Below are 23875 nucleotides of genomic sequence, written 5' to 3' on the forward strand. Positions count from 1 at the left end.
CAGGCCTTCGAACCGCTGCGTAATCAGCGGCTTGGGCAGGAGCAGCACTATCTGGGCACCTTAAACGGTCCGGAATTGCTTGTGGTGTTGCCGGAGGCGAAGGCGATTGGTTCGGTGGCGATGTCGATGCTGGGACGTGACGGCGATTTGGGCGTCATTTTGTTCAGCAGCCGCGACACGCATCACTATCAGGCAGGCCAGGGAACGCAACTCCTGCATGAAATCGCGCTGATGATGCCGGATCTGCTGGAGCGCTGGGTTGAACGCGTATGACGGACTTTGCCACCGATGTCACCCGATTTCTGCGCTATCTGGGCGTAGAACGCCAGCTTAGCCCCATCACGCTGAAAAACTATCAGCGTCAGCTTGATGCCATCATCGCTTTAGCCGGAGAAACCGGACTGCAAAGCTGGCAACAATGTGACGCTGCAATGGTGCGCAGTTTTGCGGTGCGCAGCCGCCGTAAAGGACTTGGCCCTGCGAGTCTCGCGCTACGCCTCTCTGCTCTGCGCAGCTTCTTCGACTGGATGGTTAGCGAAGGCAAGCTGAAAGCCAATCCGGCGAAAGGGGTACAGGCACCCAAAGCGCCGCGCCATTTGCCGAAAAATATCGATGTTGATGATGTGAACCGTTTGTTGGATATCGACCTTAACGATCCGCTCGCCGTGCGCGACCGTGCGATGCTGGAGGTGATGTACGGTGCGGGTCTGCGTTTGTCGGAGCTGGTGGGGCTGGACATCAAACATCTGGATCTCGACAGCGGTGAAGTGTGGGTGATGGGGAAAGGCAGCAAAGAGCGTCGCCTGCCCATTGGTCGCAATGCGGTGGTGTGGATTGAGCACTGGCTGGATCTGCGCGGGTTGTTTGGCAGCGAGGAAGACGCGCTGTTCCTGTCGAAGCTGGGCAACCGTATTTCCGCGCGCAACGTGCAAAAGCGTTTTGCCGAGTGGGGCATTAAGCAGGGGTTAAACAGCCACGTGCATCCGCATAAGCTGCGCCACTCGTTTGCCACGCATATGCTGGAATCGAGCGGTGACCTGCGAGGCGTGCAGGAACTGCTGGGACACGCCAACCTCTCGACCACGCAAATCTATACTCATCTTGATTTTCAACACCTGGCCTCGGTGTACGATGCGGCGCATCCACGCGCCAAACGGGGGAAATAATGCGTTTTTACCGGTCTCCAGGACCCATCTCGGCGATCACGTTCGATCTCGATGACACTCTTTACGATAACCGCCCGGTTATCCAGCGCACCGAACAGGAAGCGCTCGCCTTTGTGCAAAACTACCATCCGGCGCTACGCACGCTGCAAAATACTGATCTGCAACGCTTGCGTCAGGCGGTACGGGAAGCGGAGCCGGAAATTTACCACGATGTCACCCGCTGGCGTCATCGCGCCGTCGAGCGTGCCATGCTAAACGCCGGACTCTCCGCGCAGGAGGCGGTTGCGGGGGCGAATGCCGCGATGATGAACTTTGCGAAGTGGCGCAGTCAGGTCGATGTCCCGCAAGAGACGCACGACACGCTGAAAGCGTTAGCGAGAAAGTGGCCGCTGGTGGCGATCACCAACGGCAACGCGCAGCCGGAGCTGTTCGGCCTCGGCGACTATTTCGAATTTGTGCTGCGCGCCGGTCCGGACGGACGCTCAAAGCCGTTCAGTGATATGTACTTCCTGGCGGCGGAAAAGTTAACTGTGCCGATCGGCGAGATCCTGCACGTGGGCGACGATCTGACGACCGACGTTGCCGGGGCGATCCGCAGTGGGTTGCAGGCCTGCTGGATTAAACCGGAAAATGCCGACCTGATGCACACTTTTGACAGCCGCTTACTGCCACATATTGAGATTTCACAGTTGGCATCTCTGACCTCGCTGATATAATCACCAGCAGTTCTGTATAAATACACAGCTTTTTGGCGGATGGCGCGACGCTTATCCGCCCTACTTCTTTTAATGCGGCGGTGCCAATGGACGTTTCTTATCTGCTCGACAGCCTCAATGATAAACAGCGCGAAGCGGTGGCCGCGCCACGTAGCAACATGCTGGTTCTCGCGGGGGCAGGGAGCGGTAAGACACGCGTACTGGTACACCGTATCGCCTGGCTGCTGACGGTAGAAAATAACTCGCCGTATTCGATTATGGCGGTAACCTTTACCAATAAAGCGGCGGCGGAGATGCGTCACCGTATCGGCCAGATTATGGGCACCAGCCAGGGCGGCATGTGGGTCGGCACTTTCCACGGTCTGGCGCACCGATTGCTGCGCGCGCATCACATGGATGCGAATTTGCCGCAGGATTTTCAGATCCTCGACAGCGAAGACCAGTTGCGTCTGCTCAAGCGTCTGATTAAGGCGATGAACCTCGACGAGAAGCAGTGGCCGGCGCGTCAGGCGATGTGGTACATCAACGGACAGAAAGACGAAGGTCTGCGCCCACATCATATTCAGAGTTTCGGTAACCCGATTGAGCAGACCTGGCAGAAGGTGTATCAGGCCTATCAGGAAGCGTGCGATCGTGCGGGGCTGGTGGATTTTGCCGAACTACTGCTGCGCGCGCATGAGCTGTGGCTCAACAAACCGCATATTCTTCAGCACTACCGCGAACGTTTCACGAATATCCTGGTGGACGAATTCCAGGATACCAACAACATCCAGTATGCCTGGATCCGTCTGCTGGCTGGCGATACCGGCAAAGTGATGATCGTGGGCGATGACGACCAGTCGATCTACGGCTGGCGCGGCGCGCAGGTAGAAAACATCCAGCGCTTCCTGAACGACTTCCCCGGTGCGCAAACCATCCGTCTTGAGCAGAACTACCGCTCAACCAGTAATATTCTCAGCGCGGCGAACGCTCTGATCGAGAACAACAATGGGCGTCTGGGTAAAAAGCTGTGGACCGATGGCGTCGAAGGCGAGCCCATTTCACTCTACTGCGCGTTTAACGAGCTGGATGAAGCGCGCTTTGTCGTCAACCGGATCAAAACCTGGCAGGACAACGGTGGCGCGCTGGAACAGTGCGCTATTCTCTACCGCAGTAACGCCCAGTCGCGTGTGCTGGAAGAGGCGCTGCTACAGGCCAGTATGCCGTACCGCATATACGGCGGCATGCGCTTCTTCGAGCGTCAGGAAATCAAAGATGCGCTCTCTTATCTGCGCCTGATTGCGAACCGCAATGATGACGCCGCCTTTGAACGTGTGGTGAATACCCCGACGCGCGGGATTGGCGATCGGACGCTGGACGTGGTGCGCCAGACGTCACGCGATCGCCAGCTCACGCTGTGGCAGGCGTGCCGCGAGCTGTTGCAGGAAAAAGCGCTGGCCGGTCGTGCCGCCAGTGCGCTGCAACGCTTTATGGAACTCATTGACGCACTGGCGCAGGAAACGGCAGATATGCCGCTGCACGTGCAGACTGACCGGGTGATTAAAGATTCCGGCTTGCGCATGATGTACGAGCAGGAGAAAGGCGAGAAAGGTCAGACCCGCATCGAGAACTTAGAGGAACTGGTGACGGCGACGCGCCAGTTCAGTTACAACGACGAAGACGAAGATCTGATGCCGTTGCAGGCCTTTCTCTCCCATGCGGCGCTGGAAGCGGGCGAAGGGCAGGCGGATACCTGGCAGGATGCGGTACAGCTCATGACGTTGCACTCGGCGAAAGGGCTGGAGTTCCCGCAGGTGTTTATCGTTGGGATGGAAGAGGGGATGTTCCCCAGCCAGATGTCACTGGATGAGGGCGGACGCCTTGAAGAAGAGCGTCGTCTGGCCTATGTCGGCGTGACCCGTGCGATGCAGAAACTGACCCTAACCTATGCCGAAACGCGTCGCTTGTATGGCAAAGAGGTGTATCACCGTCCGTCGCGCTTCATCGGTGAGTTGCCGGAAGCGTGCGTTGAAGAGGTCCGTCTGCGTGCAACGATCAGCCGTCCGGTGAGCCATCAGCGGATGGGGACGCCGATGGCGGAAAACGACACCGGTTACAAGCTGGGCCAGCGTGTGCGCCATGCTAAGTTCGGCGAGGGCACCATTGTGAATCTGGAGGGCAGCGGCGAACACAGCCGGTTGCAGGTGGCTTTCCAGGGACAGGGAATTAAATGGCTCGTTGCTGCGTATGCGAAGTTAGAAACGGTCTAACTTATAGATAACTATCACTTTAATTTCCCCCTCTGCTAACCTTTCTGCATAAGGGGAAATTATTACTTTTTCGCGTTTCGTTGCGTGTTGACGGCAAATTTTTGCTGGCGTAACATGCGCGCACGATTACGCTAAGAGGACATTCGCCTTGGACACACCCAGTAGATACTGGCTCATTATCCTGTCATCCAGGATCAACTCCTAAGGCTATCCCTTTTTGCTGATAGCCTTAGCGGTTGTCAGCGACCTTCTCTTTTTTCCCGTCGCGCTGAGTCAGGCTGTTTAATGGTCTGAAACCCAATTTGTTTCTGTGTGCCCACCGAACTGTCCGATATTTTTAAGCATTGGGAGTCCCGGTCATGCTGAGCGCATTTCAACTGGAAAATAACCGACTCACCCGGCTGGAAGTCGAAGAGTCACAAACCCTGATTGATGCCGTCTGGGTCGACCTGGTCGAGCCCGACGACGACGAGCGACTGCGCGTACAATCTGAGCTGGGCCAGAGCCTGGCGACCCGTCCTGAACTGGAAGACATCGAAGCATCCGCCCGTTTCTTCGAAGACGAAGACGGTCTGCACATCCACTCCTTTTTCTTCTTCGAAGATGCAGAAGACCACGCGGGTAACTCCACTGTGGCATTCACCATCCGCGATGGTCGCCTGTTTACCCTGCGTGAACGTGAGCTGCCCGCGTTTCGTTTGTATCGTATGCGCGCCCGCAGCCAGGCCATGGTTGACGGTAACGCCTATGAACTGCTGCTGGATCTGTTCGAAACCAAAATCGAACAGCTGGCGGATGAAATCGAAAACATCTACAGCGATCTGGAAGAGCTGAGTCGGGTGATTATGGAAGGGCACCAGGGCGATGAGTACGATGAAGCCCTCTCGACGCTGGCAGAACTGGAAGATATCGGCTGGAAAGTCCGCCTGTGTCTGATGGATACCCAGCGTGCGCTGAACTTCCTGGTCCGCAAGGCGCGTTTACCGGGCGGACAACTGGAACAGGCGCGCGAGATCCTGCGAGATATCGAATCCCTGCTGCCGCACAATGAATCCCTGTTCCAGAAAGTGAACTTCCTGATGCAGGCGGCGATGGGCTTTATCAACATCGAGCAGAACCGCATCATCAAGATCTTCTCGGTGGTTTCCGTGGTTTTCCTGCCGCCGACGCTGGTGGCCTCCAGCTATGGGATGAACTTTGAGTTTATGCCTGAACTGAAGTGGAGCTTTGGCTACCCGGGCGCGATTATCTTTATGCTGCTCGCCGGTCTGGCACCGTATCTGTACTTTAAACGGAAGAACTGGCTGTAATGGTCATGCCGGATGGCGCTTCGCTTATCCGGCTTACAGAAAGTACATCATCATAGGCCGGATAAGGCACAGCCGCCATCCGGCACCCCCCTAACTCCGACGTCCCCGTCTCTGCGTATAAATCGCATCCGTCACGAAGATCGCCAGCGCGACCCAGATAAAGGCAAATGTCACCATTTTATCCGCGCCCGGCACTTCACCGTAGAACGTGACGGCCAGCAGGAACATCAGCGTCGGGCCGATGTACTGGAAGAAACCCAGCGTAGAAAGGCGCAGGCGTGTCGCCGCACCGGTAAAGCACAGCAGCGGAACCGTGGTCACCACCCCGGCGGCAATCAGCAGCAGGTTGAGCGACATCGGGTTCTGCCCCATATGGCTGGTTGAGCTGTCGGCGATACCGAACAGGTAGATGGCGGCAACAGGCAACAGCCACAAAGTTTCCACCAGCATCCCGGTTTGCGCTTCAACGGCGATTTTTTTGCGTACCAGACCGTAAAAGGCAAAGCTGAACGCCAGTCCCAGCGCGATGACGGGCAGTGAACCGAAGGTCCAGAGCTGCACCAGAACGCCACAGGTCGCCAGAATTACCGCCAGCCACTGCATCCGACGGAAGCGTTCACCGAGGAAAAGCATTCCCAGCACAATGTTCACCAGCGGGTTGATAAAATAACCCAGGCTGGCTTCCAGCATATGGTGGTTGTTTACCGCCCAGATAAACAACAGCCAGTTGCCCCCCACGAGTACCGCCGAGAGCGCCAACAGGAAGATCTTTTTCGGTGTTTTCAGCAGCGCTTTTACGCTCGACCACTGTCGGCTAATGCTGATCAGCGCCACCATAAAGAAAAACGACCAGATCACGCGATGGGTCAGGATTTCATCTGCGGGAACATAATAAATTAGCTTGAAGTACGCCGGAGCGATCCCCCAAATAAAATAGGCGGCAAGCGCGAGTAACACGCCCAGCCGCGTTTGTTTTGCATCCATCGGGAAAACTCATGTCTGAAATGTAACAACAGTTTACCTGTTTTTACCCCACCATATAAGTGGCGGTGGCGCTGGCAATATAAAGCTGCTCTTCGTTGTGTAATTCCACACGCGCGACGGCGACTTTATTCCCCGCGCGCAGCAGACTGCTGGTGGCGGTAAAGCGATTGCCCCGACCCGGACGCAGGTAGTCTACGCGCAGATCGATGGTCCCCATGCGAGACAGCCGCTGGCGCAGTTCGTCTTCACTGATGGTTTCATGGCGCGTCAGAGTACTGCCGACACACACCAGCCCGGCAGCCACGTCCAGCGCAGAGGCGATCACCCCGCCATGCAGTATGCTTTGCGCCCAGTTTCCCACCATCATCGGCTGATTATTAAACGCCAGTTGGGCAAACTCTTTCTCATAGCGTTCCAGTTCCAGGCCCAGCGCCCGGTTGAACGGCATGTGGTAGACAAACATTTCGCCCACAAGCTTCAGGACTTGTTCAGCAGTCAGTACGGCAGACATACGATTCCAACACTCCATGGTTAATGAAATGTTGATGTTATGCTTCTTAAATGTTGTTTTCCACTTTAAGACGGGATAACTAACGAGGATGTGTGTAAATATGTAAAATGGTTGGCAGAATAATAGACAAATCAAAAATCTTTCGTTCAGGAGAACAACAAGAATGCGGGCGATTCTGGCTTGGTTGCTACCAGCAGCACTGCTGCCGCTGGCGGCGTATGCGCAAGAGGCGACGGTGAAAGAGGTTCATGATGCACCGGCGGTGCGGGGCAGTATTATCGCCAATATGCTGCAGGAGCATGATAATCCTTTTACGCTCTATCCCTACGATACGAACTATCTGATCTACACCAATACCAGCGACATGAACAAAGAAGCGATCAGTTCCTACAACTGGTCAGAAAATGCCCGCAAAGATGAAGTGAAGTTCCAGCTGAGCCTGGCGTTTCCGATCTGGCGTGGGATTATGGGGCCGAATTCGGTTCTGGGCGCCTCTTATACGCAGAAGTCCTGGTGGCAGTTATCCAATACAAAAGAGTCGTCACCATTTCGTGAAACCAACTATGAACCGCAGCTGTTCCTGGGTTTTGCTACCGATTACCGCGTTGCCGGATGGACGCTGCGCGACGTGGAAATGGGGTACAACCATGATTCGAACGGGCGTTCCGATCCGACATCACGTAGCTGGAACCGTCTTTACACGCGCCTGATGGCGGAAAATGGCAACTGGCTGGTAGAGGTTAAACCGTGGTACGTCATCGGCAGTACCGACGATAACCCGGATATCACCAAATACATGGGCTATTACCAGCTTAAGGTCGGCTATCACCTGGGCGATGCGGTCCTGAGCGCGAAGGGCCAGTACAACTGGAATACCGGTTACGGCGGCGCGGAGCTGGGGCTGAGTTATCCGATGACGAAGCATATTCGTCTCTATACCCAGGTATATAGCGGGTATGGCGAATCGCTGATCGACTATAACTTTAATCAGACGCGCGTCGGTGTGGGTGTGATGCTCAACGATATCTTCTGATCGATGATTGTGTTTTAAACATTGCAGTTTCTCCCTCAGGCGCTGAAAATAGCGCCTGTTTTGATTTAAGCGAACGGGGTTAATGTGGCGCAGGCGGAAGTGTTGAATCTGGAATCTGGAGCTAAGCAGGTTTTGCAAGAAACCTTTGGCTACCAGCAGTTTCGCCCGGGTCAGGAAGCGATCATCGACACCGTCGTTTCGGGGCGCGACTGCCTGGTCGTGATGCCGACCGGGGGCGGAAAATCCCTCTGCTATCAAATCCCTGCCTTACTGCTCAACGGCCTGACCGTGGTGGTTTCGCCGCTGATTTCCCTGATGAAAGATCAGGTCGACCAACTGCTGGCGAACGGCGTGGCGGCCGCTTGTCTGAATTCGACGCAAACCCGTGAGCAGCAGCTTGAAGTGATGACGGGGTGTCGTACCGGACAAATCCGTCTGCTGTATATCGCTCCTGAACGCCTGATGCTGGATAACTTCCTTGAGCACCTGGCGCACTGGAATCCGTTGCTACTGGCCGTGGACGAAGCGCACTGTATCTCGCAGTGGGGACATGATTTCCGCCCGGAATATGCCGCACTCGGCCAGCTCAGACAGCGTTTTCCCACACTGCCATTTGTCGCGCTGACCGCGACCGCTGATGAAACCACACGGCTGGATATTGTTCGTCTGCTGGGACTGAACGATCCCTTAATCCAGATCAGCAGTTTTGACCGTCCGAACATTCGCTACATGCTGATGGAGAAGTTTAAACCGCTCGATCAACTGATGCGTTACGTGCAGGAACAGCGTGGTAAATCCGGGATTATTTACTGTAACAGTCGTGCGAAAGTGGAGGACACCGCCGCGCGTCTGCAAAGCCGGGGCATTAGCGCCGCGGCATACCATGCAGGGCTGGAAAATCACATCCGCGCCGACGTGCAGGAGAAATTCCAGCGCGACGACCTGCAAATCGTGGTGGCGACCGTCGCTTTTGGCATGGGCATCAACAAACCTAACGTGCGTTTTGTGGTGCATTTCGATATTCCCCGCAACATTGAGTCCTACTACCAGGAGACCGGTCGTGCCGGGCGAGACGGCCTGCCCGCGGAGGCGATGCTGTTTTACGATCCGGCGGATATGGCGTGGCTGCGCCGCTGCCTGGAAGAAAAACCGCAGGGACAGCTACAGGATATCGAACGGCACAAGCTGAACGCGATGGGCGCGTTTGCCGAGGCGCAAACCTGTCGTCGGCTGGTGCTGCTTAACTACTTCGGTGAAGGGCGTCAGGAACCGTGCGGCAACTGCGATATCTGTCTTGATCCGCCAAAACAGTATGATGGCGTGAAGGACGCACAGATTGCGCTCTCGACCATTGGTCGGGTAAACCAGCGTTTTGGGATGGGTTACGTGGTGGAAGTGATTCGCGGGGCTAACAGCCAGCGTATTCGCGAACTCGGCCACGACAAACTCAAGGTGTACGGTATGGGGCGCGAGCAGAGTCACGAGCACTGGGTGAGCGTGATCCGCCAGTTGATTCACCTGGGCTTCGTTACGCAAAATATCGCCCAGCATTCCGCGCTACAGCTCACCGATGCTTCACGTCCGCTGCTGCGCGGCGAGGTCGCCCTGCAACTCGCAGTGCCGCGTATTGTCGCCCTGAAACCGCGCGTCATGCAGAAATCTTTCGGCGGCAATTACGATCGCAAACTGTTCGCTAAACTGCGCAAGCTGCGTAAAGCCATTGCTGATGAAGAGAATATCCCGCCATACGTCGTCTTCAACGACGCCACGCTGATCGAGATGGCGGAACAGATGCCGGTTTCCGCGAGCGAAATGCTCAGCGTCAACGGGGTGGGAATGCGCAAACTGGAACGCTTCGGTAAAGCGTTTATGGCGTTGATCCGCGCGCACGTCGATGGTGACGACGAAGAGTAGTCAGCCGGGCAAAAAAGTGCCAGGATGGTGACTCACTGAACTGTTTCCCCCGCGAGTATTTTCATCATGTTAATGTTATTTCTCACCGTGGCGATGGTGCACATTGTGGCACTGATGAGCCCAGGGCCGGATTTCTTTTTTGTCTCGCAGACGGCGGTCAGCCGCTCGCGCAAAGAAGCGATGATGGGCGTGCTGGGCATTACCTGTGGCGTCATGGTCTGGGCGGGCATCGCGCTGCTCGGCCTGCATCTGATCATTGAAAAAATGGCCTGGTTACACACTATTATCATGGTCGGCGGCGGCCTGTATCTGTGCTGGATGGGCTACCAGATGCTGCGTGGCGCGTTAAAAAAGCAGGATGTCGCGGCACCCACGCCGCAGGTTGAGCTGGCGCAAAGCGGTCGCAGTTTCCTGAAAGGGTTATTGACGAACCTGGCTAACCCGAAAGCCATCATCTACTTCGGTTCGGTCTTTTCTCTGTTTGTCGGCGACAGCGTCGGTACTGCCGCGCGTTGGGGGATTTTCGTGCTGATTATCGTTGAGACTTTCGCGTGGTTTACCGTGGTTGCCAGCCTGTTTGCGCTGCCGAAAATGCGTCGTGGCTACCAGCGTATGGCGAAATGGATCGACGGTTTTGCTGGGGCGTTGTTCGCGGGATTCGGTATCCATCTGATCATTTCGCGCTAAGTCTTCGTGCCGGATACGTGCCAGTTGCTATCCGGCAACCGGTCAGGCGTGGCGCGCCGACGCCAGCAGTGCCCCCACCAGCATAAACAGCGAACCGAAGATTTTATTCAACGCTTTCATCTGTTTCGGTCCTTTGATCCACAACGCGATACGCTGCGCCAGCGTGGCGTAGCCGATCATCACCACGATGTCGACTGCAATAGTGGTTACACCGAGCACGATGTACTGCATCAGTTGGGGTTCTTTTGGCATCACGAACTGGGGGAAAAGGGCCGCCAGGAAGACGATGCTTTTAGGGTTTGTCAGGTTCACGAATACGGCGCGTTTAAACAGGCGACCGCGCGACTGGGTCTGGGCCATAGCATTCAGATCAATCGCACCGGCGGCGCGCCATTGCTGGATGCCTAACCAAATCAGATAGGCCGCGCCCGCCCATTTCAGCACCTCAAAGGCGATGACGGAGCGTGAAAACAGCGTGCCCAGACCGACGCCGACCAGCACGATATGAATGCCCAGTCCGGCCTGTAACCCGGCAATCGACGCCACTGCGCCGCGATAGCCGTGATTAAGGGAAGTCGTCATGGTATTGATGGCGCCGGAACCGGGCGAAAGGCTCAAAATTATGGATGTCAGCAGGTAGGCGAACCACCATTCAAAAGTCATGAGAAACTCCCTGATTGCACTTTAAATACACTAAATAATTCGAGTTGCACAAAGGCGGCGACGCAGCGAAATCCCAGGCGCGTACAGGGAGTACATGACGGGGATGAGCGAGGAAAGCCAACGCATCTGCAGCTTGAAGTATGACGGGTATATGCCACAATACGCTACTGTTGCGGTGTTGTGTCAGACATGACTAAAAAAACGATTTTTACCTGGTAAACGAGGCTGGATACCCGATGTTTCAGCAGCAAAAAGACTGGGAAACGAGAGAAAACGCGTTTGCGGCTTTTTCCATGGGGCCACTGACAGACTTCTGGCGTCAGCGTGAGGAAGCGGAATTGACCGGCGTCGGTCGTGTGCCGGTGCGGTTTGTCCGGTTTCGCGCAGCGCATAACGATCGTGTCATTGTCATCTGTCCGGGGCGAATTGAAAGCTATGTAAAGTACGCTGAACTGGCGTATGACCTGTTTCATCTGGGCTTTGATGTCCTCATTATTGACCATCGCGGTCAGGGGCGTTCCGGGCGTATGCTATCGGATCCTAATCGCGGTCATGTCGACAATTTCAACGACTATGTTGATGATTTATCGGCGTTCTGGGGACAAGAAGTGCAGCCGGGACCGTGGCGTAAACGTTATATTCTGGCACACTCGATGGGCGGGGCGATTGCGACGCTGTTTTTGCAGCGCCATCCGCATCAGTGCGATGCGATCGCGCTCTGCGCGCCAATGTTTGGTATTGTGATGCGTTTGCCGGACTGGATGGTACGCCATATCCTCGACTGGGCCGAAGGTCATCAGCGTATCCGGGAAGGGTATGCGATCGGCACCGGACGCTGGCGGGCATTGCCCTTTGGCATGAATTTATTAACGCACAGTCGACAACGCTATCGGCGTAATTTACGTTTTTATGCCGATGAGCCGCAGCTGCGCGTCGGCGGCCCGACCTTTCACTGGGTACGGGAAGGCATCCTGGCGGCTGAACAGGTGCTGGCAGGCGCGGGCGATGACGCCACGCCAACTCTGCTGATTCAGGCCGAAGAAGAGCGTGTGGTGGATAACCGCATGCACGAACGTTTTTGTGAACTCCGCGCCGCAGCGGGCCATCCTGTCGAAGGGGGGCATCCGCTGGTCATTAAAGGCGCTTACCATGAGATCCTTTTTGAAAAGGACGCTATGCGCTCAGTTGCGCTTCAGGCTATCGTTGATTTTTTCAACAAGCATAACTCATCAGCGGAAACCGCTTTGCTCAGAGGTTGAATTTTTATATGTATCAGATTGTTGCGTCTGATTTAGATGGCACACTGCTTTCTCCCGACCATACCCTATCCCCCTACGCGAAAGAGACATTGAAGCTGCTGACCGCACGCGGCGTTAACTTTGTCTTTGCGACCGGTCGACATCATGTCGATGTGGGGCAGATTCGCGATAATCTGGAGATTAAGTGCTATATGATTACCTCCAACGGCGCGCGTGTGCATGATATGGATGGCAATCTGGTGTTTACCCATAATCTGGACCGCGATATTGCCAGCGATCTGTTTGGGGTGGTGAACGCGAACCCGGATATCATCACTAACGTCTATCGCGATGACGAATGGTTTATGAACCGCCATCGTCCGGATGAAATGCGATTTTTCAAAGAGGCGGTGTTCCATTACTCGCTGTTTGAACCGGGTTTACTGGAGCCGGAAGGCGTCAGCAAAGTGTTCTTCACCAGTCATTCTCATGACGTCCTGCTGCCGCTGGAACAGGCTATTAATGCGCGCTGGGGCGATCGGGTGAACGTGAGCTTCTCCACGCTCACCTGTCTGGAAGTGATGGCGGGCGGCGTGTCAAAAGGCCATGCGCTGGAGGCGGTCGCCAACGCGATGGGTTACAGCCTCAAAGACTGCATCGCCTTTGGCGACGGGATGAACGACGCTGAAATGCTGTCAATGGCAGGCAAAGGCTGCATTATGGCCGGGGCGCATCAACGCCTGAAGGATCTGCATCCGGAACTGGAAGTGATCGGCTCTAATATCGACGATGCGGTGCCGCATTATCTGCGCGATCTCTTCTTACGCTAAGATGAATGCTGATTAATTAATCAGTTGTCAACTTAACTCTCCGCTACAATGGATACTCCATATTCTACGAGATATCCATTGTGGCGTTACTGATCATTACCACGATCCTGTGGGCTTTCTCCTTCAGCCTGTTCGGGGAATACCTTGCCGGGCACGTCGATAGCTACTTTGCCGTGTTGGTTCGGGTCGGTCTGGCGGCGCTGGTATTCCTGCCTTTCCTGCGTACGCGCGGGCACAGCCTGAAAACTATCGGGCTTTATATGCTGGTGGGAGCCATGCAGCTTGGCATCATGTATATGCTGAGTTTCCACGCTTATCTCTATCTGACTGTCTCTGAACTGCTGTTGTTTACCGTGTTGACGCCGCTCTATATCACGCTGATTTACGATCTGATGAGTAAACGGCGGCTGCGCTGGGGGTATGCGTTTAGCGCGCTGCTGGCGGTGATTGGCGCAGGGATTATTCGTTATGACCAGGTGACCGATCACTTCTGGACTGGTCTGCTGCTGGTACAGCTTTCCAACATCAGTTTTGCCATCGGGATGGTGGGCTATAAACGCCTGATGGAGACGCGCCCGATGCCCCAGCATAACGCCTTTGCATGGTTTTACATCGGCGCGTTTCTGGTGGCGGTAGTTGCCTGGTTCATGTTGGGCAATGCGCAGAAAATGCCGGAAACCACGCTCCAGTGGGGAATTCTGGTGTTCCTGGGCGTGGCCGCTTCAGGCATCGGCTACTTTATGTGGAACTACGGCGCGACACAGGTTGATGCGGGGACGCTGGGTATTATGAACAATATGCATGTGCCCGCAGGGCTGCTGGTCAACCTGGCTATCTGGCACCAACAGCCTCACTGGCCAAGTTTTATTACAGGTGCGATGGTGATATTGGCTTCACTGTGGGTGCATCGAAAGTGGGTCGCTCCGCGCTCCGAACAAACGGCAGATGATCGCAGGCGTGATTGCGCGCCGATCGAATAAACGCCTCAGTCACCGGCTGGCGCTGCTCGCCGTCACGCACGGCGGCGTACAGGCGGCTCCATAAGCCCTCTCCCAGGGTTCTGGTCACCACCAGGCCCTGGCGTTCAAAACTCTCCACGACCCAGTGCGGCAGGGCAGCAATGCCCATGTTTGCCGCCACCATCTGAATCAACAGCAGAGTATTATCCACGCTTTTCAGTGACGGGCTGACCCCTGCGGGCTGCAGAAAATGACGCCAGACGTCCAGTCGACTGCGTTGTACCGGATAGATCAGCAGCGTTTCGCTGGCTAAATCTTCCGGGGTGATCTGCGTTTTGCTGGTCAGCGGATGCTCGGGTGCCAGCACCAGGCGAACTTCAAAATCAAACATCGGAGAATAATGCAGCCCGCTGCGCGGCAGAATGTCAGAGGTCATCACCAGATCCAGCTCGTCCTGCTGGAGCGCCGGTTGGGGGTCAAACGTCACGCCGGATTTAAAATCCATCTCCACCTGCGGCCATTTGGCGCGGAAGTTTTCCAGCGCCGGGGTCAGCCACTGAATACAGCTATGGCATTCAATGGCGATACGCAGACGGGTTTGTTGTGGTTCGTTGCAGGCCTGCAACGCGCGGTTAATTTGTGGCAGAACCTGACTGGCCAGTTGCAACAGGATCTCACCCTGTGGGGTGAAACGCAGCGGCTGACTTTTACGTATGAATAGCCGAAAGCCAAGGCGCTGTTCCAGATCGCTGAACTGGTGAGACAGGGCGGATTGGGTCTGATGCAGCGTCGCCGCGGCGGCTGCCAGTGACCCGGTATTCCGCAACGCCTGGAGCGTTTTCAGGTGTTTAATCTCGATCATGAAAGTCCTTCACTTCGGCATGAACAAATTGCGCTTGAGGAATATACAGTAACTGTCAAATATGGATGTGTAAACATCCAGACGTCCAAAATCCTTCGTATTTTAAATTTATGGTGCGTTGGCTGCGTTTCCCCGCCCTGGTTACTTACTGATGTAAGCTCCCGGGGAAGAGTAAACTTGCCACCTTCCCTGAATTAAAAATCCATAGGATTTACATATAATTAGAGGAAGTAAAATGACAATACTGAATCACACCCTCGGTTTCCCTCGTGTTGGCCTGCGTCGCGAGCTGAAAAAAGCGCAAGAGGGCTACTGGGCGGGTAATGTGACCCGTGAAGAACTGCTGGCGGTGGGCCGCGAACTGCGGGCGCGTCACTGGGATCAGCAAAAGCAGGCCGGTATCGATCTACTGCCGGTCGGCGATTTTGCCTGGTACGACCATGTTCTGACCACCAGCCTGCTGCTCGGTAACGTCCCGGTGCGTCATCAGAACAAAGATGGTTCCGTCGATATCGACACCCTGTTCCGCATTGGTCGCGGTCGTGCGCCGACCGGCGAACCGGCTGCGGCGGCAGAAATGACCAAATGGTTTAACACCAACTATCACTATATGGTGCCGGAGTTCGTCAAAGGTCAGCAGTTCAAACTGACCTGGACCCAACTACTGGATGAAGTGGACGAAGCGCTGGCGCTGGGTCACAAGGTGAAACCTGTGCTGCTCGGCCCGGTAACTTATTTGTGGCTGGGCAAAGTAAAGGGCGAGTCGTTCGATCGCCTGAGCCTGCTGAAAGACATTCTGCCGGTTTACCAGCAGGTGCTGGCGGAACTGGCAAAACGCGGCATCGAGTGGGTGCAGATCGACGAACCCGCGCTGGTGCTGGAACTGCCGCAGACGTGGCTGAACGCCTTCAAACCGGCCTACGATGCGCTTTCCGGGCAGGTGAAACTGCTGCTGACCACCTACTTTGAAGGTGTGACGCCTAACCTTGATACCATTGCCGCGCTGCCGGTACAGGGACTCCACGTTGACCTGGTCCACGGTAAAGATGACGTGACAGCGCTGCACAAACGCCTGCCGTCTGACTGGCTGCTGTCTGCCGGTCTGGTCAATGGACGCAACGTCTGGCGTGCCGATCTGACAGAAAAATATGCCCAGATTAAAGATATCGTAGGCCTTCGCGATCTGTGGGTGGCCTCGTCCTGCTCATTGCTGCACAGCCCGATCGACCTGAGCGTTGAAACGCGTCTGGATGCGGAAGTGAAGAGCTGGTTTGCCTTCGCCCTGCAAAAGTGTGGTGAACTGACGCTGCTGCGCGATGCGCTGAACAGCGGCGATACCGCCGCCATCGCCGAATGGAGCGCACCGATTCAGGCGCGTCGCCACTCGACCCGTGTGCACAATGCAGCAGTGGAAAAACGTCTGGCGGCCATCACCGCGCAGGACAGCCAGCGGGCGAACCCGTACGAAGTGCGCGCTGAGGCTCAGCGTGCGCGCTTCAACCTGCCTGCATGGCCGACGACCACTATCGGTTCTTTCCCGCAGACTACTGAAATCCGCGGCCTGCGTCTGGACTTCAAAAAAGGGCAGCTTGATGCTAACAACTATCGCACTGGCATCGCGGAGCATATTAAGCAGGCGATTGTTGAGCAGGAACGCTTAGGCCTGGACGTGCTGGTCCACGGTGAAGCCGAGCGTAACGACATGGTGGAATATTTCGGTGAGCACCTCGATGGTTTTGTTTTCACCCAGAATGGCTGGGTGCAGAGTTACGGCTCTCGCTGCGTGAAACCGCCGGTGGTGATCGGCGACGTCAGCCGTCCGGAAGCGATCACCGTAGAATGGGCGAAGTATGCTCAGTCGCTGACTGACAAACCGGTAAAAGGCATGCTGACCGGCCCGGTGACCATTCTCTGCTGGTCCTTCCCGCGTGAAGACGTCACCCGCGAAACCATCGCCAAACAGATCGCGCTGGCACTGCGTGATGAGGTGGCGGATCTGGAAGCGGCAGGCATTGGCATCATTCAGATTGATGAACCCGCACTGCGCGAAGGGCTGCCGTTGCGTCGTAGCGACTGGGCGGCTTATCTGGCGTGGGGCGTGGAAGCGTTCCGCATCAACGCGGCGGTGGCGAAAGATGATACCCAGATCCACACCCACATGTGTTACTGCGAGTTTAACGACATCATGGATTCTATTGCCGCGCTGGATGCTGACGTGATCACCATTGAAACCTCACGTTCCGACATGGAGCTGCTGGAGTCGTTCGAAGAGTTCGACTATCCGAACGAAATCGGGCCGGGCGTGTATGACATTCACTCGCCGAATGTCCCGAGCGTAGAGTGGATTGAGGCGCTGTTGCAAAAAGCGGCACAACGTATCCCGGCTGAACGCCTGTGGGTAAACCCGGACTGCGGCCTGAAAACCCGCGGTTGGTCGGAAACCCGCGCCGCGCTGGCGAACATGGTGAAAGCCGCGCAGAATCTGCGTCAGGCGTGATCTTCCTGGGCCCGGTAAGGCGAAGTCGCCACCGGGCCTGTTGTTGGGTGGCGGTTCAAACCTGCGTTATTTCTTACTTCCGTACTGCGCAAACCACGCCAGCATTCTTTGCCAGCCGTCTTTGGCTGATTCTTCGTGATAGCTCGAGCGGTAGTCGGCATTGAAGGCATGGCCGGCATCGGGATAGACGACAATCTCCGTATTGGCGTTAGCGGCGCGTAAGGCCTGGCGCATGGTCTCCACGCTCTCCTGTGAAATACTGTTATCCTGACCGCCGTACAGACCCAGCACCGGGGCGTTCAGATCGGTCGCCACATCGACAGGATGTTTCGGCGAATTCAACGACTTATCGCCAACCAACTTCCCATACCAGGCTACAGCGGCTTTCAGTTGCGGGTTATGCGCCGCGTACAGCCACGTAATACGTCCGCCCCAACAAAAGCCAGTGATCATCAGACGATGAACATCGCCACCGTTGCGGGACGCCCAACTGGCGACGTGATCCAGATCGGCCAGAACCTGAGAATCCGGCACTTTCGCCACCAGCCCGCTCAGTAACGTGGGAATATCGGCGAAATCATTGGGATCGCCCTCGCGGAAGTAGAGTTCTGGCGCAATAGCCAAATAGCCGTCCAGCGCCAGACGACGGCAGATGTCGCGGATATGTTCATGCACGCCAAAGATTTCCTGCACTACAATGACCACAGGCAGTGGGCCATCGTTCTTTTTCGGCCGGGCGTGAAACGCCGGCATATCGTCTCCCTGGGAAGGGATTGACGTTAACCCCGCGACGATGGCGTCGTCTGGGGTATGCACTGAGGTAGAGGCAATAGGGGATGCTGCAGGTGCAAAACCGGTTTGTGGTGTTGATGTCATGGTATTCTCCGTACCCTTAGAAAAATAGCGCACTATTAACTATAGACAGCCTTTAACCATTCACACTGCCTCAAACGGCTCGCTTTTTGTGCAAAGAAAGAGAAATTCGGGCTATTGATGTGATGTTGATCACTTTTTGTAGGCAAATTAATGCAACTTAATTACATCATAGTGATGACTGTCACGAAAATATCTTAAGTCCTTCGGTAAAGTGTCTTTTTGCTTCTTCTGACAAAAACCGAATCACAGAGGAGTTTTATATGTCCAGGTCTGACGTTTTTCATCTCGGCCTCACCAAGAACGATTTACAAGGGGCTACGCTGGCTATCGTCCCTGGCGATCCGGAACGTGTAGAAAAGATCGCCGCGCTGATGGAGAAGCCAGTTAAACTGGCATCTCACCGTGAATTCACTACCTGGCGCGCAGAGCTGGACGGTAAAGCCGTCATCGTCTGCTCGACCGGTATCGGCGGCCCATCAACTTCTATAGCGGTGGAAGAATTGGCTCAGTTGGGCATTCGTACTTTCCTGCGTATTGGCACCACGGGGGCCATTCAGCCGCATATCAATGTCGGCGATGTTCTGGTCACCACGGCGTCCGTTCGTCTGGATGGTGCGAGCCTGCACTTTGCGCCGATGGAGTATCCGGCAGTCGCTGACTTTGAATGCACCACCGCGCTGGTTGAAGCGGCAAAATCCATCGGTGCCACTACTCATGTGGGCGTAACTGCATCTTCTGACACCTTCTACCCAGGCCAGGAACGTTACGACACTTTCTCCGGTCGCGTAGTACGTCGTTTCAAAGGCTCCATGGAAGAGTGGCAGTCAATGGGCGTGATGAACTACGAAATGGAGTCCGCCACGCTGCTGACCATGTGTGCAAGCCAGGGCCTGCGCGCCGGGATGGTTGCGGGGGTAATCGTCAACCGTACCCAGCAAGAGATCCCGAATGCGGAGACGATGAAACAAACCGAAAGCCATGCGGTGAAAATCGTGGTGGAAGCGGCACGTCGTCTCATCTAATTCTCTTCTCTTCCGTAAAAAAGGCCGACGCGTTCGGCCTTTTGCTTTTACGCGATTATTTGCGTACCGCCTCGCAGGAAAGTTCTTTAAAACTGGACGTTTATACAGCACAATTCTATTTTGTGCGGGTGATGTATGGCGTCGGGAGGCATTTTGGATATCTCAATCATCATTTATGCGGTTATTGCGCTGGTGGGCATTGCGCTTGGCTGGCTTATAGCCAGCTATCAGCATGCGCAACAGAAAGCCGAACAATTCGCTGAACGTGAAGAGATGGTTGCGGCATTAAGTGCTGCCAAACAACAGCTTGCCCAAAGTGAACACTGGCGTGATGAGTGCGAGTTGCTCAATAACGAATTACGTAGCCTGCGCAGCATTAACACCTCGCTGGAAGCGGATCTGCGTGAAGTGACCACGCGAATGGAAGCCACACAGCAGCATGCGGAAGATAAAATTCGCCAGATGATCAACAGCGAGCAGCGTCTGAGCGAACAGTTTGAAAACCTGGCAAACCGAATCTTTGAGCAAAGCAATCGCCGGGTTGATGAGCAAAACCGACAGAGCCTGAATGGGCTGCTGACGCCGCTGCGTGAACAACTGGACGGTTTCCGTCGCCAGGTTCAGGACAGCTTTGGTCAGGAAGCGCGAGAACGTCACACCCTGGCGCATGAAATTCGCAATCTTCAACAGCTTAATGCACAAATGGCCCAGGAAGCGGTCAACCTGACGCGTGCACTAAAAGGCGATAATAAAACGCAGGGGAACTGGGGCGAAGTCGTACTCACCCGTGTGCTGGAAGCATCCGGACTGCGTGAAGGTTATGAATACGAAACGCAGGTCAGTATCGAGAATGACGTTCGTTCCCGCATGCAGCCCGACGTAATTGTACGTTTACCGCAGGGAAAAGATGTGGTGATCGACGCCAAAATGACGCTGGTGGCCTATGAGCGCTATTTTAATGCGGAAGACGATTACACCCGCGAAAGCGCGCTTCAGGAACACATTGCTTCGGTGCGTAACCATATTCGCCTGTTGGGACGTAAGGACTACCAGCAGCTTCCGGGGCTGCGCACGCTGGATTACGTGCTGATGTTTATCCCGGTGGAGCCCGCGTTTCTGTTAGCGCTCGACCGACAGCCCGAACTGATTACTGAAGCGCTTAAAAATAATATTATGCTGGTCAGTCCCACGACATTACTGGTGGCGTTGCGAACCATTGCGAATCTTTGGCGTTACGAACATCAAAGCCGTAATGCGCAACAGATTGCGGACCGTGCGAGTAAGCTCTATGACAAGATGCGGCTGTTTGTCGACGATATGTCCTCCATCGGGCAGAGTCTGGACAAAGCGCAGGATAACTATCGTCAGGCGATGAAAAAGCTATCGTCGGGGCGCGGCAACGTGCTGGCACAGGCCGAAGCGTTTCGCGGCTTAGGGGTAGAAATTAAGCGCGAGATTAACCCTGAACTGGCGGAACAGGCCACAACGCAGGATGAAGAGTATCGGTTGCGATCGGTACCTGAAGAGCAGGAAGATGCATCTTATTCCGACGATGACGGGATAAAGCAGCAATCGAATTAGTCCGTTCGGAGTAACCCGGTCTGGCAGAAGGGTAGGGCAATGCGCCCCAATCTGTTACACTTCTCGAACAATTTTTTGATGAGCAGGCACTGAGATGGTGGATAATTCACAAGAAACGACGCACTTTGGTTTTCAGACTGTCGCTAAAGAGCATAAAGCGGACATGGTGGCCCACGTTTTTCATTCTGTGGCATCAAAATATGATGTTATGAATGATTTGATGTCTTTTGGCATCCATCGTTTGTGGAAGCGCTTCACCATCGACTGTAGCGGCGTCCGCCGTGGTCAGACAGTACTGGATTTAGCCGGGGGAACCGGCGATCTGACGGCTAAATTCTCCCGTCTGGTCGGGGAGACCGGCAAGGTGATTCTGGCTGACATCAATGACTCAATGCTCAAAATGGGTCGTGAGAAGCTGCGCAATATCGGCGTGATTGGCAACGTAGAATATGTTCAGGCCAATGCGGAAGCGCTGCCGTTCCCGGACAATACGTTTGACTGCATCACTATTTCCTTCGGTTTGCGTAACGTCACGGACAAAGACAAAGCCCTGCGCTCGATGTTCCGTGTCCTGAAGCCAGGTGGTCGTCTGCTGGTGCTGGAATTCTCTAAACCGATTATCGAGCCACTGAGCAAAGCGTACGACGCCTACTCGTTCCATATCCTGCCGCGTATCGGTTCAATGGTCGCCAATGATGCCGACAGCTATCGCTATCTGGCGGAATCCATCCGTATGCATCCCGATCAGGACACCTTGAAAGCGATGATGCAGGACGCCGGGTTCGAAAGTGTCGACTATTACAACCTGACAGCGGGTGTGGTTGCGCTACATCGCGGCTATAAGTTCTGACAGGAGAACGGGGATGCCTTTTAAACCCTTAGTGACTGCAGGAATGGAAAGTTTGCTTAATTCATTCCTGTATCGTTCGTCGGCGTTGAAAACGGCGCGAGCGCGTCTGCTGGGAAAAGTGCTGCGTGTAGAGCTAAAAGGCTTTTCGACATCATTAATTCTGCTGTTCAGCGAACGCCAGGTTGACGTGCTGGGCGAGTGGGCTGGCGAGGCCGATTGTACGGTGATCACTCATGCCAGCGTATTGCCAAAATTACGTGACCGCCAGCAACTGGCTGCGCTGATTCGCAGTGGCGAACTGGAAGTGCAGGGTGATATTCAGGTTGTGCAAAATTTCGTTGCCCTTGCCGACCTGGCGGAATTCGATCCTGCTGAACTGCTGGCGCCTTATACCGGCGACATCGCGGCGGAAGGGATCAGCAAAGCCCTGCGCGGCGGGGCAAAATTTCTCCGTCACGGGATCCAACGTCAGCAGCGTTATGTTGCCGAAGCCATTACGGAAGAGTGGCGAATGGCACCCGGACCGTTAGAGGTTGCCTGGTTCGCGGAAGAAACGGCAGCGGTGGAACGCGCTGTCGATGCGCTGACCCGGCGGCTGGAAAAACTGGAGGCTAAATGACGCCAGGTGAAGTACGGCGCCTGTATTTCATCATTCGCACTTTTTTAAGTTACGGACTTGATGAACTCATCCCCAAAATGCGGATCACGCTGCCGCTGCGGTTATGGCGTTACTGCCTGTTCTGGATGCCAAACCGGCATAAAGACAAATTATTGGGAGAGCGACTGAGACTGGCTCTGCAGGAGTTAGGGCCGGTGTGGATCAAGTTTGGCCAAATGCTCTCAACTCGCCGCGATCTCTTCCCTCCGCATATCGCCGATCAACTGGCGTTGTTACAGGACAAAGTCGCCCCCTTCGATGGCAAGCTGGCGAAAGCGCAAATCGAAGAAGCGATGGGCGGACTGCCCGTTGAAGCCTGGTTTGATGAATTCGAGATTCAGCCGCTGGCGTCGGCGTCAATTGCTCAGGTGCATACGGCGAGACTGAAATCGAACGGCAAAGAGGTCGTCATCAAAGTCATACGTCCTGACATCCTGCCGGTTATCAAAGCGGATCTACGACTGATTTATCGTCTTGCCCGCTGGGTGCCGCGCTTGCTACCGGACGGTCGCCGTCTGCGCCCGACGGAAGTGGTGAGGGAATATGAAAAAACACTGATTGATGAGCTGAACCTGTTGCGCGAATCGGCCAACGCCATTCAGCTACGGCGAAACTTTGAAGACAGCCCCATGCTCTACATCCCGGAAGTTTATTCTGACTACTGCAGTGAGAATATGATGGTGATGGAACGCATCTATGGCATCCCGGTTTCCGATGTGGTGACGCTGGAGAAAAACGGCACCAACATGAAGTTGCTGGCGGAGCGCGGCGTGCAGGTTTTCTTCACTCAGGTGTTTCGCGACAGCTTTTTCCACGCGGATATGCATCCCGGAAACATCTTTGTCAGTTATGAACACCCCGAAAACCCGAAATATATTGGCATTGATTGCGGCATTGTCGGCTCCTTAAACAAGGAAGATAAGCGTTACCTGGCGGAGAACTTTATCGCGTTCTTTAATCGTGATTACCGCAAGGTTGCGGAACTGCATGTTGATTCAGGCTGGGTTCCGCCGGATACCAACGTTGAAGAGTTTGAGTTTGCGATTCGTACCGTATGCGAGCCTATCTTCGAGAAACCGCTGGCAGAAATCTCGTTTGGTCACGTTTTGTTAAACCTTTTCAATACGGCGCGTCGATTTAACATGGAAGTGCAGCCTCAACTGGTATTGTTGCAGAAGACATTACTGTATGTTGAGGGCGTAGGACGTCAGCTGTATCCGCAGTTGGATCTCTGGAAAACGGCGAAGCCTTTTCTGGAATCATGGATTA

The 23875-nt window shown here is 55.0% G+C and carries 23 protein-coding genes; 18 read left to right on the plus strand and 5 right to left on the minus strand.

The genetic code is table 11. The annotated features are described in order from the left end of the window. The 6 genes from AB7E14_RS04765 to corA form a co-directional block, all read left to right on the plus strand. Nucleotides 1–273: DUF484 family protein (locus AB7E14_RS04765; protein ID WP_428169368.1), on the plus strand; the 273-nt coding region annotated here is incomplete at its 5' end. Beyond that, nucleotides 270–1166, plus strand: a complete 897-nt coding sequence (xerC, locus tag AB7E14_RS04770; protein WP_181627970.1) for a tyrosine recombinase XerC — start codon at nucleotides 270–272, stop codon at nucleotides 1164–1166. The genes AB7E14_RS04765 and xerC, both read left to right, overlap by 4 nt. Continuing rightward, nucleotides 1166–1882, plus strand: coding sequence for a 5-amino-6-(5-phospho-D-ribitylamino)uracil phosphatase YigB (yigB, locus tag AB7E14_RS04775; protein ID WP_042998810.1), 717 nt, complete (start codon nucleotides 1166–1168; stop codon nucleotides 1880–1882). Before xerC ends, yigB begins: the two co-directional genes overlap by 1 nt. An 86-nt stretch (nucleotides 1883–1968) precedes the next feature. Further along, complete coding sequence (gene uvrD / locus AB7E14_RS04780) at nucleotides 1969–4131, plus strand: DNA helicase II (RefSeq protein WP_044258300.1); 2163 nt, start codon at nucleotides 1969–1971, stop codon at nucleotides 4129–4131. A gap of 148 nt (nucleotides 4132–4279) precedes the next feature. Continuing rightward, complete coding sequence (gene ysgD / locus AB7E14_RS04785) at nucleotides 4280–4336, plus strand: YsgD/CorL family protein (RefSeq protein ID WP_212723238.1); 57 nt, start codon at nucleotides 4280–4282, stop codon at nucleotides 4334–4336. 154 nt (nucleotides 4337–4490) lie between these two features. After that, complete coding sequence (gene corA, locus AB7E14_RS04790) at nucleotides 4491–5441, plus strand: magnesium/cobalt transporter CorA (protein WP_042326126.1); 951 nt, start codon at nucleotides 4491–4493, stop codon at nucleotides 5439–5441. A gap of 90 nt (nucleotides 5442–5531) precedes the next feature. Here the strand turns inward: corA and rarD are convergent, their stop codons facing one another. Then, on the minus strand, nucleotides 5532–6425 hold the full coding sequence (gene rarD, locus AB7E14_RS04795) for an EamA family transporter RarD (RefSeq protein ID WP_042998812.1): 894 nt from the start codon (nucleotides 6423–6425) through the stop codon (nucleotides 5532–5534). A gap of 43 nt (nucleotides 6426–6468) precedes the next feature. Further along, nucleotides 6469–6936, minus strand: coding sequence for an acyl-CoA thioesterase YigI (gene yigI / locus AB7E14_RS04800; RefSeq protein WP_042998813.1), 468 nt, complete (start codon nucleotides 6934–6936; stop codon nucleotides 6469–6471). A gap of 163 nt (nucleotides 6937–7099) precedes the next feature. Between yigI and pldA the strand changes: the two genes are divergently transcribed. The 3 genes from pldA to rhtC all read left to right on the plus strand — a co-directional run bounded on the left by pldA (nucleotide 7100) and on the right by rhtC (nucleotide 10570). Then, nucleotides 7100–7969 (plus strand): phospholipase A, encoded by an 870-nt coding sequence (gene pldA / locus AB7E14_RS04805; protein ID WP_042998814.1) that lies wholly within the window; start codon nucleotides 7100–7102, stop codon nucleotides 7967–7969. Between the two features lie 84 nt (nucleotides 7970–8053). Beyond that, nucleotides 8054–9883: an ATP-dependent DNA helicase RecQ gene (gene recQ / locus AB7E14_RS04810; RefSeq protein WP_316962861.1), complete on the plus strand. Its 1830-nt coding sequence runs from the start codon at nucleotides 8054–8056 to the stop codon at nucleotides 9881–9883. Between the two features lie 66 nt (nucleotides 9884–9949). Next, nucleotides 9950–10570 (plus strand): threonine export protein RhtC, encoded by a 621-nt coding sequence (gene rhtC, locus AB7E14_RS04815; protein WP_042998816.1) that lies wholly within the window; start codon nucleotides 9950–9952, stop codon nucleotides 10568–10570. 42 nt (nucleotides 10571–10612) lie between these two features. Here the strand turns inward: rhtC and rhtB are convergent, their stop codons facing one another. After that, nucleotides 10613–11233, minus strand: a complete 621-nt coding sequence (rhtB, locus tag AB7E14_RS04820) for a homoserine/homoserine lactone efflux protein (protein ID WP_042998817.1) — start codon at nucleotides 11231–11233, stop codon at nucleotides 10613–10615. Nucleotides 11234–11469: 236 nt separating this feature from the next. Here rhtB and pldB point away from each other — a divergent pair, with 236 nt between their 5' ends. From pldB to bioP, 3 genes are all read left to right on the plus strand, one after another. Next, nucleotides 11470–12492 (plus strand): lysophospholipase L2, encoded by a 1023-nt coding sequence (pldB, locus tag AB7E14_RS04825; protein WP_042998818.1) that lies wholly within the window; start codon nucleotides 11470–11472, stop codon nucleotides 12490–12492. Between the two features lie 8 nt (nucleotides 12493–12500). Continuing rightward, nucleotides 12501–13301, plus strand: coding sequence for a sugar/pyridoxal phosphate phosphatase YigL (gene yigL / locus AB7E14_RS04830; protein ID WP_042998819.1), 801 nt, complete (start codon nucleotides 12501–12503; stop codon nucleotides 13299–13301). Between the two features lie 80 nt (nucleotides 13302–13381). Next, nucleotides 13382–14281, plus strand: coding sequence for a biotin transporter (gene bioP / locus AB7E14_RS04835; RefSeq protein ID WP_042998820.1), 900 nt, complete (start codon nucleotides 13382–13384; stop codon nucleotides 14279–14281). On the opposite strand, the gene metR is transcribed toward bioP, so the two are convergent. Further along, a complete protein-coding gene (gene metR, locus AB7E14_RS04840) occupies nucleotides 14169–15122 on the minus strand; it encodes an HTH-type transcriptional regulator MetR (protein ID WP_042998821.1) in 954 nt (317 codons plus the stop codon). The genes bioP and metR overlap by 113 nt on opposite strands. A 235-nt stretch (nucleotides 15123–15357) precedes the next feature. On the opposite strand from metR, the gene metE reads away from it, so the two are divergent. Then, nucleotides 15358–17619, plus strand: a complete 2262-nt coding sequence (gene metE / locus AB7E14_RS04845; protein ID WP_316962860.1) for a 5-methyltetrahydropteroyltriglutamate--homocysteine S-methyltransferase — start codon at nucleotides 15358–15360, stop codon at nucleotides 17617–17619. A 66-nt stretch (nucleotides 17620–17685) separates the two neighbouring features. Here metE and AB7E14_RS04850 read toward each other — a convergent pair whose 3' ends face one another. Further along, nucleotides 17686–18495, minus strand: a complete 810-nt coding sequence (locus AB7E14_RS04850; protein ID WP_316962859.1) for a dienelactone hydrolase family protein — start codon at nucleotides 18493–18495, stop codon at nucleotides 17686–17688. Nucleotides 18496–18755: 260 nt separating this feature from the next. On the opposite strand from AB7E14_RS04850, the gene udp reads away from it, so the two are divergent. From udp to ubiB, 5 genes are all read left to right on the plus strand, one after another. Then, nucleotides 18756–19517 carry a uridine phosphorylase gene (gene udp / locus AB7E14_RS04855; protein WP_042998824.1) on the plus strand — a complete coding sequence of 254 codons (762 nt, stop codon included), beginning with the start codon at nucleotides 18756–18758 and terminating at the stop codon, nucleotides 19515–19517. A 153-nt stretch (nucleotides 19518–19670) separates the two neighbouring features. Further along, nucleotides 19671–21098 (plus strand): DNA recombination protein RmuC, encoded by a 1428-nt coding sequence (rmuC, locus tag AB7E14_RS04860; protein WP_044267347.1) that lies wholly within the window; start codon nucleotides 19671–19673, stop codon nucleotides 21096–21098. Nucleotides 21099–21192: 94 nt separating this feature from the next. Beyond that, complete coding sequence (ubiE, locus tag AB7E14_RS04865; protein WP_042326162.1) at nucleotides 21193–21948, plus strand: bifunctional demethylmenaquinone methyltransferase/2-methoxy-6-polyprenyl-1,4-benzoquinol methylase UbiE; 756 nt, start codon at nucleotides 21193–21195, stop codon at nucleotides 21946–21948. Between the two features lie 13 nt (nucleotides 21949–21961). Continuing rightward, entirely contained in the window at nucleotides 21962–22567 is a 606-nt protein-coding gene (ubiJ, locus tag AB7E14_RS04870) for a ubiquinone biosynthesis protein UbiJ (protein WP_044327203.1), read from the plus strand. Beyond that, nucleotides 22564–23875 (plus strand): ubiquinone biosynthesis regulatory protein kinase UbiB (ubiB, locus tag AB7E14_RS04875; protein ID WP_428169369.1); only part of this gene is annotated, 1312 nt, incomplete at its 3' end. The genes ubiJ and ubiB, both read left to right, overlap by 4 nt.

Origin of the sequence: Citrobacter sp. (genome assembly GCF_050252275.1) — a bacterium.
GTDB lineage: Bacteria > Pseudomonadota > Gammaproteobacteria > Enterobacterales > Enterobacteriaceae > Citrobacter_A > Citrobacter_A amalonaticus.

Coding starts and splice junctions, on each gene's coding strand:
- rhtC (WP_042998816.1), top strand. CDS start 9,950: ATGTTAATGTTATTTCTCACCGTGGCGATGGTGCACATTGTGGCACTG.
- metR (WP_042998821.1), bottom strand. CDS start 15,122: ATGATCGAGATTAAACACCTGAAAACGCTCCAGGCGTTGCGGAATACC.
- uvrD (WP_044258300.1), top strand. CDS start 1,969: ATGGACGTTTCTTATCTGCTCGACAGCCTCAATGATAAACAGCGCGAA.
- udp (WP_042998824.1), top strand. CDS start 18,756: ATGTCCAGGTCTGACGTTTTTCATCTCGGCCTCACCAAGAACGATTTA.
- yigI (WP_042998813.1), bottom strand. CDS start 6,936: ATGTCTGCCGTACTGACTGCTGAACAAGTCCTGAAGCTTGTGGGCGAA.
- ubiE (WP_042326162.1), top strand. CDS start 21,193: ATGGTGGATAATTCACAAGAAACGACGCACTTTGGTTTTCAGACTGTC.
- yigL (WP_042998819.1), top strand. CDS start 12,501: ATGTATCAGATTGTTGCGTCTGATTTAGATGGCACACTGCTTTCTCCC.
- ubiJ (WP_044327203.1), top strand. CDS start 21,962: ATGCCTTTTAAACCCTTAGTGACTGCAGGAATGGAAAGTTTGCTTAAT.
- yigB (WP_042998810.1), top strand. CDS start 1,166: ATGCGTTTTTACCGGTCTCCAGGACCCATCTCGGCGATCACGTTCGAT.
- rarD (WP_042998812.1), bottom strand. CDS start 6,425: ATGGATGCAAAACAAACGCGGCTGGGCGTGTTACTCGCGCTTGCCGCC.
- pldA (WP_042998814.1), top strand. CDS start 7,100: ATGCGGGCGATTCTGGCTTGGTTGCTACCAGCAGCACTGCTGCCGCTG.
- AB7E14_RS04850 (WP_316962859.1), bottom strand. CDS start 18,495: ATGACATCAACACCACAAACCGGTTTTGCACCTGCAGCATCCCCTATT.
- metE (WP_316962860.1), top strand. CDS start 15,358: ATGACAATACTGAATCACACCCTCGGTTTCCCTCGTGTTGGCCTGCGT.
- rhtB (WP_042998817.1), bottom strand. CDS start 11,233: ATGACTTTTGAATGGTGGTTCGCCTACCTGCTGACATCCATAATTTTG.
- corA (WP_042326126.1), top strand. CDS start 4,491: ATGCTGAGCGCATTTCAACTGGAAAATAACCGACTCACCCGGCTGGAA.
- pldB (WP_042998818.1), top strand. CDS start 11,470: ATGTTTCAGCAGCAAAAAGACTGGGAAACGAGAGAAAACGCGTTTGCG.
- xerC (WP_181627970.1), top strand. CDS start 270: ATGACGGACTTTGCCACCGATGTCACCCGATTTCTGCGCTATCTGGGC.